Source organism: Variovorax sp. E3 (genome assembly GCF_016082275.1).
Taxonomy (GTDB): domain Bacteria; phylum Pseudomonadota; class Gammaproteobacteria; order Burkholderiales; family Burkholderiaceae_C; genus Variovorax.
In genome coordinates, this window is sequence record NZ_MOWM01000195.1 from 1 (window position 1) to 12277 (window position 12277).

Annotated in this window: 14 protein-coding genes; 7 read left to right on the forward strand and 7 right to left on the reverse strand. The window is 68.1% G+C overall.

Features of this window, described 5'->3' with window-relative positions:
- Positions 1-1350 (forward strand): family 2A encapsulin nanocompartment cargo protein cysteine desulfurase (locus tag BMG07_RS36465; protein WP_198088581.1); only part of this gene is annotated, 1350 nt, incomplete at its 5' end.
- 12 nt (positions 1351-1362) lie between these two features.
- On the opposite strand, the gene BMG07_RS36470 is transcribed toward BMG07_RS36465, so the two are convergent.
- Positions 1363-2331 carry a dienelactone hydrolase gene (locus BMG07_RS36470; protein ID WP_198088582.1) on the reverse strand — a complete coding sequence of 323 codons (969 nt, stop codon included), beginning with the start codon at positions 2329-2331 and terminating at the stop codon, positions 1363-1365.
- 106 nt (positions 2332-2437) lie between these two features.
- Here BMG07_RS36470 and BMG07_RS36475 point away from each other — a divergent pair, with 106 nt between their 5' ends.
- Positions 2438-3799 carry an NAD(P)/FAD-dependent oxidoreductase gene (locus BMG07_RS36475; protein ID WP_198088583.1) on the forward strand — a complete coding sequence of 454 codons (1362 nt, stop codon included), beginning with the start codon at positions 2438-2440 and terminating at the stop codon, positions 3797-3799.
- Positions 3800-3844: 45 nt separating this feature from the next.
- On the opposite strand, the gene BMG07_RS36480 is transcribed toward BMG07_RS36475, so the two are convergent.
- The 5 genes from BMG07_RS36480 to BMG07_RS43525 form a co-directional block, all read right to left on the reverse strand.
- Positions 3845-4543, reverse strand: coding sequence for an Asp/Glu/hydantoin racemase (locus BMG07_RS36480; RefSeq protein WP_307867252.1), 699 nt, complete (start codon positions 4541-4543; stop codon positions 3845-3847).
- Between the two features lie 4 nt (positions 4544-4547).
- The gene (gene panE, locus BMG07_RS36485) at positions 4548-5480 is read right to left on the reverse strand and encodes a 2-dehydropantoate 2-reductase (protein WP_198088584.1); all 933 of its coding nucleotides are present in this window, start codon (positions 5478-5480) and stop codon (positions 4548-4550) included.
- A gap of 71 nt (positions 5481-5551) precedes the next feature.
- Entirely contained in the window at positions 5552-6784 is a 1233-nt protein-coding gene (gene solA / locus BMG07_RS36490) for an N-methyl-L-tryptophan oxidase (protein ID WP_198088585.1), read from the reverse strand.
- A gap of 13 nt (positions 6785-6797) precedes the next feature.
- Positions 6798-7577: an aliphatic sulfonate ABC transporter substrate-binding protein gene (locus BMG07_RS36495; protein ID WP_307867253.1), complete on the reverse strand. Its 780-nt coding sequence runs from the start codon at positions 7575-7577 to the stop codon at positions 6798-6800.
- Positions 7574-7780 (reverse strand): hypothetical protein, encoded by a 207-nt coding sequence (locus BMG07_RS43525; protein ID WP_269759764.1) that lies wholly within the window; start codon positions 7778-7780, stop codon positions 7574-7576. Before BMG07_RS43525 ends, BMG07_RS36495 begins: the two co-directional genes overlap by 4 nt.
- Before the next feature lie 196 nt (positions 7781-7976).
- On the opposite strand from BMG07_RS43525, the gene BMG07_RS36500 reads away from it, so the two are divergent.
- From BMG07_RS36500 to BMG07_RS36515, 4 genes are read left to right on the forward strand one after another with little or no spacing between them, the layout of a single operon-like run.
- Positions 7977-8810: an ABC transporter substrate-binding protein gene (locus BMG07_RS36500; RefSeq protein WP_198088586.1), complete on the forward strand. Its 834-nt coding sequence runs from the start codon at positions 7977-7979 to the stop codon at positions 8808-8810.
- Positions 8811-8832: 22 nt separating this feature from the next.
- Positions 8833-9534, forward strand: a complete 702-nt coding sequence (locus BMG07_RS36505; protein ID WP_198088590.1) for an amino acid ABC transporter permease — start codon at positions 8833-8835, stop codon at positions 9532-9534.
- The gene (locus BMG07_RS36510) at positions 9531-10256 is read left to right on the forward strand and encodes an amino acid ABC transporter permease (RefSeq protein WP_198088591.1); all 726 of its coding nucleotides are present in this window, start codon (positions 9531-9533) and stop codon (positions 10254-10256) included. Before BMG07_RS36505 ends, BMG07_RS36510 begins: the two co-directional genes overlap by 4 nt.
- A gap of 45 nt (positions 10257-10301) precedes the next feature.
- Positions 10302-10856, forward strand: a complete 555-nt coding sequence (locus BMG07_RS36515; RefSeq protein WP_198088587.1) for an NADPH-dependent FMN reductase — start codon at positions 10302-10304, stop codon at positions 10854-10856.
- 22 nt (positions 10857-10878) lie between these two features.
- On the opposite strand, the gene BMG07_RS36520 is transcribed toward BMG07_RS36515, so the two are convergent.
- A complete protein-coding gene (locus tag BMG07_RS36520) occupies positions 10879-11511 on the reverse strand; it encodes a TetR family transcriptional regulator (protein ID WP_198088588.1) in 633 nt (210 codons plus the stop codon).
- 81 nt (positions 11512-11592) lie between these two features.
- On the opposite strand from BMG07_RS36520, the gene BMG07_RS36525 reads away from it, so the two are divergent.
- Positions 11593-12249, forward strand: a complete 657-nt coding sequence (locus BMG07_RS36525; protein WP_198088589.1) for an O-methyltransferase — start codon at positions 11593-11595, stop codon at positions 12247-12249.
- The last annotated feature ends 28 nt before the right edge of the window (positions 12250-12277 follow it).

Consider the following 12277-nt stretch of genomic DNA (forward strand, 5'->3'; position numbering starts at 1 on the left):
CGGAGCGCGGGGCAGCCCCTCACCCCGACCCTCTCCCCGGAGGGGCGAGGGAGCCAGGCGCCCGGTCGCGACGCGCAGTTCTACTTCGTCGACGCCGTGCCGCAGGCCGGCAGCGGCCAGCATCCGCCGTTCGACGTCCACGCCGTGCGGCGCGACTTCTCGGTGCTGCAGGAGCGCGTGAACGGCAAGCAGCTCGTGTGGTTCGACAACGCGGCCACCACGCACAAGCCGCAGTCGGTCATCGACCGCATTGCGTATTTCTACGCGCACGAGAACTCGAACATCCATCGCGCGGCGCACGAGCTCGCGGCGCGCGCCACCGATGCGTATGAAGGCGCGCGCGAGCGCGTGCGCTTGTTTCTCAATGCGCCCGAAGCCGAAGAGGTGATCTTCGTGCGCGGCACCACCGAGGCCATCAACCTCGTGGCCAAGAGCTGGGGCGGCCAGCACGTGGGCGAGGGCGACGAGATCATCGTGTCGAACCTGGAGCACCACGCCAACATCGTGCCGTGGCAGCAGCTCGCCGCCGCCAAGGGCGCGAAGCTGCGCGTGATTCCGGTGGACGACTCGGGCCAGGTGCTGCTCGATGAATACCGCAAGCTGCTGAACGACCGAACCAAGATCGTGGCCGTCACGCAGGTGTCGAACGCGCTGGGGACCGTGGTGCCGGTGAAGGAGATCGTGGCGCTGGCGCACCGCGCGGGCGCCAAGGCGCTGGTCGACGGCGCGCAGTCGATCTCGCACATGCGCGTGGACGTGCAGGACATCGGCGCCGACTTCTTCGTGTTCTCCGGCCACAAGGTGTTCGGCCCGACCGGCATCGGCGTGGTCTGGGGCAAGCGCGAGGTGCTCGAGGACATGCCCCCGTGGCAGGGCGGCGGCAACATGATCGCCGACGTCACGTTCGAGAAGACCGTGTTCCAGCCGATCCCGAACAAGTTCGAGGCCGGCACCGGCAACATCGCCGACGCCGTGGGCCTGGGCGCGGCCATCGACTATGTCAACAAGATCGGCATCGAGAACATCGCGCGCTACGAGCACGACCTGCTGGTGTACGGCATGGCCCGGCTCGGCGCGATTCCCGGTGTGCGGCTGATCGGCACGGCGGCCGACAAGGCCAGCGTGATGTCCTTCGTGCTAAACGGCTACACCACCGAAGAGGTGGGGCATGCGCTGAACGACGAAGGCATTGCCGTGCGCACGGGGCACCACTGCGCGCAGCCGATCCTGCGGCGCTTCGGCGTGGAGACGACCGTGCGACCGTCGCTGGCGTTCTACAACACCTTCGACGAGATCGACCGGCTGGTGGCGGTGGTGCGGCGGCTGGCGGGGCAGCGCCGCGCGGGTTGACCGACTGTCGGGTCAGGGCTTCGGCGCAAGGTGCTGCTTGAAGAAGCCGACCACCTTGGCGTCGAAGTCCGCATGGAACGCGACGCGGTTGAAGCCGGGTGCGTCGGTGCAGATTTCGGGGGCGTTCTTCGCCAGCACGGGCGAGCAGGGCGCCAGGAACGCGAAGTGCCCGGCGTTGGCCGCCAGATGCCATTCGGGGGCGATGGGCAGGTCGCGCCGCAGTTCTTCCACATGGTGCGGCAGCACGCCGTCGCCGCCGTAGGCGGAGCCCCAGAGCTGGATCGGCACGCTCACGTCTTTCAGGCCCTTGGCGTCGAAAGCGCTCAGCGGATCGGCAATGACGGCGGCCTTGATGCGCGGGTCGCGGCGCGGCAGCGGCTGCATCTCGTTGCGGCGGATTTCGCCGCACAGCGGCACCTTCGAGTCGGGCGGGCAGAGGTCCTCGCGCAGTTTGTAGTTCGGAACGGCGCCGATCGCGGCGAGCCCGGTGTAGCCGCCGCGCGAGAAGCCGAAGAAGCCCACACCCTCGGCATCGAGCCTGGCGCGGCCAGGCCATGCGCCCAGCATGTAGTCGACCAGCCGCTTCATGTCCTCGGGCCGTGTCTTGAAGGCCGACAGGTAGCCCTGCCGGCTCAGGTCCTGGAAGTTGTCGCCCGGGTGGCTGATGGCCGCCACGACGAAGCCCGCGTCGGCCAATGCGGCGTCGGTGTCGTGGTGGCCGAGAAAGGAGCCGCCCGTGCCGTGCGAGACCACGACCAGCGGCAGGTTCGTGCCCGCCACGGGGCAGTCCTTGACGCCGGCGATGACCAGCGGATCGAGCGCGATCTTGCCCGCAGGCGCCTCGCAGGGCGACCACACTGCGCCGCGCAGGGCCGGCCCGTTGCTGTCGGCCGGCACCTCGATGAAGCTGAAGCCCGCAGCCTGCGCCAGGGTGGCCGACAGGCACAGCGTGCCGAAAGAAAAAAGGCGTGGGAGGTTCATGGCCCGAGTCTGCCGCTGGCTCGCGCGCTCTGCTTAGCCGACTTTGCGCTCTTCGCCCCCGGCGCGCTATGCTTGCCGACTGTTAACCAATGTTGCTTGCCCCCGCATGTCACTGCCTCAAGCTGCTTCTTCCCCCGTGTCTTCGGCCGCCGACGAATCCTGCGATGTGATGGTCATCGGCGGCGGTCCCGCCGGCTCGACCGTCGCCGCGCTGCTGGCCCAGCAGGGCCGCAAGGTGGTGCTGCTCGAGAAAGCGCAGCACCCGCGTTTTCACATCGGCGAGTCGCTGCTGCCCGCGAACGTCGAGCTGTTCGACAAGCTGGGCGTGCGCGACCAGGTCGAGAAGATCGGCATGCCCAAGTTCGGCATCGAATTCGTCTCGCCCGAGCATGAGCACCGCAGCTATGTTGACTTTGCCGAGGGCTGGGACAAGTCGCTCGACTCGGCCTGGCAGGTGCGCCGTTCCGAACTCGACGAGCTGCTGTTCCGCAACGCCGCCGCGCGCGGCGCGCAGGCCATCGAGGGCTGCAAGGTGCGCGACGTGGCCTTCGACGCCGACGGCGCCAACGTCAAGGCCGAGATGGACGACGGCACCCGGCGCAGCTGGCGCGCGCGCTTCGTGGTCGACGCCACCGGCCGCGACACGCTGCTGGCCAACAAATTCCGCTGCAAGCAGAAGAACCCCGACCACAACAGCACGGCCGTGTTCGGCCACTTCACGAACGCCGAGCGGCTCGAAGGCAAGAAGGAAGGCAACATCAGCATCTGCTGGTTTCCGCACGGCTGGTTCTGGTTCATTCCGCTGGCCGACGGCACCACCAGCGTGGGCGCGGTCTGCTGGCCGTACTACCTGAAGACGCGCGACAAGCCGCTGAGAGACTTCTTCTACGACACCATCGCGCTGTGCCCGGTGTTGCAGGAGCGGTTGAAGAACGCGACGCTGGTCGACGACGAGGTGCATGCCACCGGCAACTTCTCGTACGCCAGCACGCACGCCACCGGCGACCGCTACCTGCTGCTGGGCGACGCCTTCACCTTCATCGACCCGATGTTCTCGTCGGGCGTGTACCTGGCCATGCACAGCGCCTTCGACGGCGCCAAGCTGGTGGCCACGGCGCTCGACCAGCCGGCAGAACTGGCGGCGGCGCGCCAGGGCTTCGAGGCCATGATGCGCAAGGGGCCGCGCGAGTATTCGTGGTTCATCTACCGCGTGACCAACCCGACCATCCGCGACATGTTCATGTACCCCGGCAACCCGTTCCGGGTGAAGGAGGCGCTGATGTCGCTGCTGGCCGGCGACATCTACAACGGCACGCCGATGTGGAACGCGCTGCGCATGTTCAAGGTGCTGTACTACGGCATCTCGATCGCCAACTTCCGCCGCACCTGGGCGGGGTGGAAGCGGCACCGCTTCAATACCCGGGACATGGGGGTGTTGAAGGGGGAGACGATCTTGAAGTCGGATTAGGCATCGCGGGCTGCGGTTCAGCCTGCGAAGCCCGCCGGTTGAACATCAGTGCCGTCTCAACCACTTCCGCCGCGGATGAAGAGGGCACTGAATAGCAACGTGAATAGATAAGTGCGCCACCCCCAGTGCAGGGCTGCTCAGCACCTCGATCCCAAGGTCTGCAAGCAGCGCGCTCGCGGGCGCCATCGAGGCCTGGGCCAGCACCACCACATCGGCCGACGTGGCTGCCGCGCGGATGGCAACGGCCAGCGTCTGGGCATAGCGGGCGATATCACCGGCTTCGAAATGCGCCCACGCATCGGCGATGAGAAGCTGCGTCGGTTCCACCCGCACACCCGCGTCGGAGGCTGCGGAAAGCACCAGGTCCGTGGTCGGCGCGAGCGTGCTTTCCACCGCGGCGGCAATCAGCACGCGTGGCCCGGTGCGTACCGCGCGATCGGCCATGGCGCGGTCGATGCGCAGGGCCTTGAAGCGCCCGCCGGTCGGCGTGTTCTCCGCGATACCGCCGATGGTCGAGCAGGTGCACACGACGACCTTCGCGCCGCCGGATGCCGCCTCTTGCATGGCGGCGTGAACGCGTGCCACGAGGGCCGCGTCAGCGACGCCGACGATGCGCGCGTCCGCCAGCAGGTCGTCACGCACCATGTGGCGCGCAACCCAGCCCGGCGCCGCTTCATCGAGCAGCCGCTCGAAGGTCGGCACATGGGCCTGCGCCGTGTGCAGAAAGGCGATGGGGTGCGACACCGCGTCAGCCTGCGGTGCGTGCGCGTTGCGCTTCGTAGGCCTTCAAATGGACGTACGCCGTGCGCAGCACGGAAGGCGTTGCCGCATGGCCCGGCGCCGCCCGACGCAGCAGGTCGCCGATGATGTGATCGGCCTCCACCTGCGCGCCGCGCACGATGTCCTTGTACATCGACGCCGTCATCGGCGAGCCCGCCGCGGTCATGATCGCGCGCCCGCGCTGCACGGCCGCCGGGCGCGGCGCAAAGCCGTTGTGCTGCGCAATGGCGCAGCACTCGCCGAAGATCGACAGCGCCACGTCCTCGCCGCCCGCCGCCATGATGTCGCCGATGGACGCGCGCATCAGGCTCGTGAGGCCCGCCGCCGAGGCGATGAAGACCCACTTCTCCCACATGTCCTGCGAGATGCTTTCGCTGGCGTTGCCGTCGAATTTGGCCCCCGCGAACTGCGCCGCGATGGCGTCGACGCGCGCCGAGCGGCCGCCGGCGCGTTCGCCATAGCTCAGGCCGTGCGTGTCGTTCAGGTGCAGCACGCGGCCCTCGTCGTCGAGCGTGGCGGAGATCATGCACAGGCCGCCCAGCACGCGCTCTTCGCCGAAGCGAGCAATCAGGCTGTCGATGTGCTTCATGCCGTTGAGCAGCGGAAGAATCACGGTGTTCGGCCCGACTGCCGGGGCGAACGAGTCCATGGTCGATTCGAGGTCGTAGGCCTTGCTGCCGGCAATGACCACGTCGTACGGCCCGTCGATGCCGTCCGCCAGCACGTGCCTGGGCGCGGGAAGCTGCAGGTTGCCGAAGGGGCTCTGCACCACCAGCCCGGTCTTCGCGAGCTGCGCCGCGCGGCGCGGGCGCAGCAGGAAGGTGACGTCGCGCCCCGCCTCCAGCAGACGGCCGCCGAAATAACCACCGAGTGCGCCGGCACCCACCACCAGAAATCTCATCGCGTGTCGCTCCTGAATCCGTCGAACCAAAAAGATCGACGGCGATGATGCCCCGGATCGCGCGCGGCTGCTCAGGCCGGCTCTTTGTCCAGCAGCCGTTGGCGGGCAAAGGGGCGCAGGTCGAGCGCGCTGTCGCGGCCCAGCACACGGTCGGCGATGGCATCGCCCAGCCCGGCCGAATGCTTGAAGCCGTGGCCCGAGCAGGCCGAGGCGATGAGCACGTGGGGCAGGCTGTCGAGCGCGTCGATCACGAAGCGGCGGTCGGGCGTCACGGTGTACATGCACGCGCGGGCCTTGAGCGCACGCCCGTCGATTTGCGGGAAGCGGCCGGCCACGCGCAGCCGGTACATGGCGGCGCTTTCTTCGGGGCTCACGGTGCGGTCGATGGCGTCGGGCGTGGTGGCATCCACGTACTGCTCGGTCGCGACCTTGAGCGCGGGCTGCGAAGGGTCGGACGACGGGAAGCCGTACATGTAGTCCTCCTGCGCATCGCCGAACATCCAGATGAAGATGGGGAAGCGGCTGGGCGCGAAGTCGGCGGCGGCGTTGCCGGCGTCGAACCAGTGCATCACCTGGCGGTGCACCGAGAAGTCGCCCTGCCACGCCTGCCAGTCGGCGCGCGCCTGCTGGCCCAGGAACTCGGGAAGCCACGCGCCGGCCGACACCACGACGCGGTCGGCCGTGAAGCTGGCGCTGTCGGTGCGCACGCGCACGGTGTCGCCGTTGCCCACGGGCTCGACGGCGCGCACGCGCTCGCCGGTTCGCGTTTGCGCGCCAGAGGCACGGGCCACGGCCAACTGCGCGCCGATGGCGTCTTCGGGCCGCACGAAACCGGCGTCGCGCTCGTGGTAGCCGATCTCGTCACCCTGCAGGTGGAACTGCGGAAAACGCGCGCGAATGCCGGCCGCGTCGAGCACGTCGTGCGCGATGCCGAAGCGCTCGGCGCAGGCGATGGTGCGGCGCACGAAGTCGGACTTGCCGTGGTGCTCGGCCACGCGGTCGCGCGGGGCCAGCACGAGGCCGCTGGTGGTGGTCATCAGCGGCTTGCCGGTGCGCGCCTCGAGCTCGCGCCAGATGGCGTGCGAGCGCTGCACGAAGGGCACGTAGTCGTCGCCTTCGCCGATGGCCAGCCGCGTGATGCGCGAATCGCCGTGCGAGGAACCCTGGTCGTGCGGCGGCGCGAACTGGTCGATGCCGAGCACGCGCGCGCCGCGTTGCGAGAGCTGGTAGAGCGTGGCGGCGCCCAGCGCGCCGAGGCCGACGACGATGACGTCGTAGTGGGAAGAACTGGCGGAGGTTGTCACGGGTACAGGCGCTTCAGACGAGGTTGAGGTCGAGGAACGCGTCCTTCACCTCGATCGGTTGGGGAATGAGCTTGAGCTGCGCGAACACGTCGGCCAGGCCCTGCTGTTCGCGGGCGATGGCGGGTGTGAGCGCGACCACGCCATATTGCCGCCGTTCGGTCGCCAGCGCCAGCACCTTGGGCTCGACCTTGAGCTGCGGCGCGAGCGTGGCCACCACGTCGGCCGGGTGCGCCTGCGCCCATTCGTTGGCCTTGCGCAGTTCGGCGAACACGGTGCGCAGCACGGCCTGGTTGGCGCGCGCGAAGCCGGGCTGCGCGAAGTGGTAGGTGCGGTTGCCGCTCAGGCCGGCGCCGTCGAACAGCAGGCGCGAATCGGTCGCCAGTTGCGCGGCGGCCAGGAACGGGTCCCACAGGCCGAGGGCCGCGACGTTGCCCGACTGATAGGCCGCGATGCTGTCGGAGGCGGTGACGATGTAGACGGGCTCGATGTCCTCGTAGCGCAGGCCCGCGGCCTCGAGCGCGCGGATCAACACGTACTGCGTGTTGTAGCCGCGGCCGGTGACGACCTTCTTGCCCTTCAGGTCGCGCACGCTGCGGATCGGCGAGTCGCGCGGCACCAGGAAGCCGACGCCCCCGGGGTACGGGCTTTCCGCGGCGAGGTACGCCAGGCCCTTGCCGCTGGCCTGCTGGAACACGCCGATGCCGTCCGAGGCGTGGCCGAAATCGATGGCGCCGGCGGACAGTGCTTCCGACAATTGGCTGCCGCCGAGGAACTCGGCCCACTCGACCTTCACGCCGGCCGCGCGAGCGCCTTCTCGAGCTGGCCGGTGCCCTTGAGGATGTTGAGCGTGTTGAACTTCTGGTAGCCGATGCGCAGCGTTTTCGCGGGTGCCTGGGCAAAGAGCGGCAGGGCGGCGGCGGTGGCCGCGGCGCCGACGCCGGCGCGAAGCAGGAGGCGCCGCGACAGGGCGGACGAAGTGAAGGTGCTGGAGTTCATGGAACGGCCGCGCTGCAAGCGGGCAGGGTGAAGAAAGAAAAGCCGGCCACTCTAGGGTCGCTGCCCGCACCGCGCCACGAATGTTTTCTCATTTGCTCATGCGCAAGTCACGCGGGCATATGCAAGCGGAAATTGCTTCGTTGGCGTGGCCGCATGCGCTGCCTAGAGTCGCGTCTTTTCATTCTCAAGAGCAGGCATGACCCGCAACCATTTCCTCGTGACGAGCCTGGCCCTGGCCATCGGCTCTCTTACTCTTTCCGGCGCCGCCTGGGCCGACAAGCTCGACGACGTCAAGAAGGCCGGCGTGCTGCGCGTGGCCGCGTTCGACGGCAACCCGCCGTTCGGCTACATCGACCCCGCCAGCAAGAAGCAGGTGGGCCACGACATCGACCTGGCAACGGAGTTCGCGAAAAGCCTGGGCGTGAAGATCGAGCTGGTGCCGACCAACCCCGCCAACCGCATTCCGCTGCTGACCTCGGGCAAGGTCGACGTGGTGTTCGCGAGCTTCACCATCACCGACGAGCGCGCCAAGGCGGTCGACTTCACCACGCCTTACTTCCTGGTGGGCCAGCAGTTCCTGGCCAAGAAGGGCGTGCTAAAGGACGCGGCGCAGATCAAGGACATCCGCATCGGCACCGAGAAGGGCACGACGATGGAAGCCAACCTGCGCAAGAACTATCCCGACGCCAAGGTGGTGCTGTACGACGATTCGCCCTTTGCGCTGGCCGCGCTGCGCAACGGCAACGTGCAGGCCATCACCAACGACGGCGTGAAGCTCACGGCGCAATGGGGCGCGCTGCCCGACAAGGACAAGTACGAGATCCCGCCGATCACCGTGTCCAAGGAATACCTGGGCGCCGCGGTGCCCAAAGGCGAGACGCGGCTGCTCGAGGCGCTGAACACCTGGCTGGTCGACAGCGAGAAGAACGGCCGCGCGCTGGCCATCTACGACACCTGGTTCGGCCCCGGCAGCAAGGCGCCGCTGCCGCGCCTGCTGAAGATCGGCGACCAGCGCGTGGCGGCCAATTGAGGTCGATGCGCCCTTGATCGATCTGTTGCGCGAGCAGCTGCTCGCGCCTCGCTACCTGGGCTGGCTGCTTGACGGCTGGCTGACGACAGTGTGGACCTCGCTGCTGGTGGCGGCGGGGGCCACGGCGCTGGGCATCGTCATCGCGGCCGGCCGGTCTTCGCACCGGTCGGCGTTGCTGCGCGCGACCGGCGCGTATGTCTCGCTGTTTCGCAACACACCGTTGCTGGTGCAGCTTTTCTTCTGGTACTTCGGTGCGCCGGCGGTGCTGCCCGAGGCCGTGCGCGAGTGGGTCTACGCGGGGCACGTGCTGTCGTTCGAGCTGCTGTCGGCCCTGGTCGGGCTCACGCTGTATGCCGCGGCCTACGTGGGCGAAGACATCCGCTCGGGTATTCGCGGCGTGCCGGTGGGGCAGACGCTGGCCGCGTCGGCGCTGGGCTTCACGCGCGCGCAGGTGATGTCGCAGGTGGTGCTGCCGCAGGCACTGCGCATCGCGTTGCCGCCGCTGCTGGGGCAGTACATGAACATCGTCAAGAACACCTCGCTCGCCATGGCGGTGGGGCTGGTCGAGCTGTCGTACACCTCGCGGCAGGTGGAAGCCGAGACTTTCAAGACCTTCCAGGCCTTCGGTTTCGCGACGCTGCTGTACATCGTGACCATCGGCGCGATCGAGCTGCTCGCGGCCTGGGCGGCCCGCCGCCACGGGAGGCCCGCATGGCAGCAATGATCGAGACGCTGTGGGACAGCCTGCCGTACCTGCTGTGGGGCGCGTTTCCGCAAGGGCCGCTGGGCGGCGCGGCGCTCACGGTGCTGCTCAGCGCCGGCTCGGCCGTTGCGTCGGCGGTGCTGGGGCTGGCGTGGGGCATCGGGCTGGCCAGCACGCGCGGATGGGCCAGGGCGGTGCTCACGCTGGTGCTGGGGTTCTTTCGCGCGATACCGGTGCTGATGCTGATCTTCTGGACCTACTTCCTGCTGCCCTTCGCGCTGGGCATCAGCGTGCCGGGCGTGCTGTCGGTGATGTGCGCGCTGTCGCTGGTGGGCGGGGCTTACCTCGCGCATGCGGTGAACGCGGGCATTCGCGGCGTGGGCGAGGGGCAATGGGCGGCGGGGCTGTCGCTCGGGCTCACGCGCTGGGGCACGCTGCGTTTCATCGTGCTGCCACAGGCGCTGCGCATGATGCTGCCGTCGTTCGTCAACCAGTGGGTGACGCTGGTCAAAGACAGTTCGCTGGCCTACATCGTGGGCGTGGGCGAGCTGTCGTTCGTGGCGTCGCAGGTGAATGCGCGCACCATGGTCTATCCGGCGGAGATCTTCATGCTGGTGGGCGCCATCTACTGGCTGCTGTGCACCGGGCTCGACCGGCTGGCGAACGGCGTGGTCCGGCGGGCGCAGGCGAGGGCGCGGCAACCCAAGAACTTTTCTGGAAAAGGTCTTGAGCGCTTCGCATAATCGCCTTCGTCGCAAGACGCCCTCATTTCACAGGAGTTTTTACCCATGGCCCAGATCCGCATCGCCGTTCTCGTCGGCAGCCTTCGCAAGGATTCGTACAACCAGAAGCTGGCTCTTGCGCTGGCGCATCTCGCTCCGGCGGATGTCACCTTCGAGCACCTGCGCATCGACGACCTGCCGGCCTACAACCAGGACGACGACGGCAACCAGGCCGCGCCGGTGAAGCGCCTGAAGACCGAGATCGCGGCGGCCCAGGGCCTGCTGTTCATCACGCCCGAATACAACCGCTCGATTCCGGGCGTGCTGAAGAACGCCATCGACCACGCCTCGCGCCCCTATGGCCAGAGCGCGTGGGCCGGCAAGCCGGCGGGCGTGGTCGGCGTGTCGGTCGGCGCCATCGGCACCGCGCTGGCGCAGCAGCACTTGCGCAACATCCTGGCTTACCTCGACGTGCCCACGCTGGGCGCGCCCGAAGTGTTCCTGCAGGCCAAGGAAGACCTGTTCGACGACAAGGGCCACATCGGCAACGAAGGCACGAAGAAGTTCCTGCAGGGCTGGATGGACAAGTACGTGGCCTGGGTGAAGGCGCACTCGGCCTGAGTTGCTTGCAGTCGCGCCGCGCTCAGCGCGGCGCAAGGCTCTGCATGTAGGTGCAGAACATGTCGGCCATCGCGTTCGACCAGGCCTCGATCTCGGCGGCGGTGCGAGGGCTTTCGGAAAAGTCCTTGCCCACCGTGCTGAGGGTTTTCATGATGAGGTCGCCCGCCATTTCGCGCGTGGCGTCGGAGGCCGCCGGCAGGGCCTGCCTCATGAACGCATGCACGATGCCGTTGCCGGCGGCGCGCACTTCTTGCGCTTCGGGGGCGTCCCGGTAGAACGGCGCCGCATCGCCGAGCGCCGTTCGCACTTCGGCTTCCTCACACTCGGAACGGATGAACGCGTGCGTGAGCATGCGCAGGCGCTCGAGCGGAGGGCGTTGAGCGTCTTCCAGGATGCCGCGCATCATCTGCATGGTCTGCCGCCATTCGTCGCTTTGCAGGCGGAACAGGATCGACGCCTTGTTCGGGAAGTACTGGTAGACCGACCCGACACTCACGCCGGCCCGCTCGGCGACGCGCGTGGTCGTGAAGCGGTGCGCGCCTTCCTTCGCCAAAACCTGAACAGCTGCCTGAAGAATGGCCCCGAGGAGGTCGGCCGAGCGCGCCTGCTTGGGCTGTCTGCGAGAGGAGATGGACGCACTTTGGCGGTCGGTCATGGGTGGGATCCGGAACGCGAATGGAAAACATGAAGGGTTCTTCATATTATTTCGCATCTGCTTTTCAAACGGAAGAACCCAATGACGACCTTGACCTCCGAGCCGCTCGCACCCCTGCTGGACCGCCTGTTCCTGCAGGCCGAAGCGGCAACCAGCCCCGCCGTGGCCCGCATCGGCCACGAAGAGCGCCAGCGGCTGATGCACAGCAAGACCGAATACCTCGACTTCTACAGCCGCATGAAGGACCTGTGGCTGCCGGTGTCGCGCGAGACCGGCGTGCTGCTGTACATGCTGGCGCGCAGCACGAACGCGCGCAACATCGTGGAGTTCGGCACCTCCTTCGGTCTGTCCACGCTGTACATGGCCGCGGCGCTGCGCGACAACGGCGGCGGCCGCCTGATCGGCAGCGAGTTCGAGCCGTCGAAGATCGCCAAGGCCCGCGAGCACCTGGCCGAAGGGGGCGTGAACGACCTGGTCGAGATCCGCGAAGGCGATGCGCTGAAGACGCTGGCCACGGGCCTTCCGGCGTCCATCGACCTGCTGCTGCTCGACGGCGCGAAGTCGCTCTACAGCGACGTGCTGGCGCTGGTCGAGAGCCGCCTGCGGCCGGGTGCGCTGATCGTGGCGGACAACGCCGACCACAGCCCGGACTACCTGGCGCGCGTGCGCGCTCCCGGCAGCGGCTACCTGTCGGTGCCGTTCGCGGGCGACGTGGAACTGTCGACCCGCCTGGGCTGAATATCGATCAGCCCGGCTGCCGCGCCTG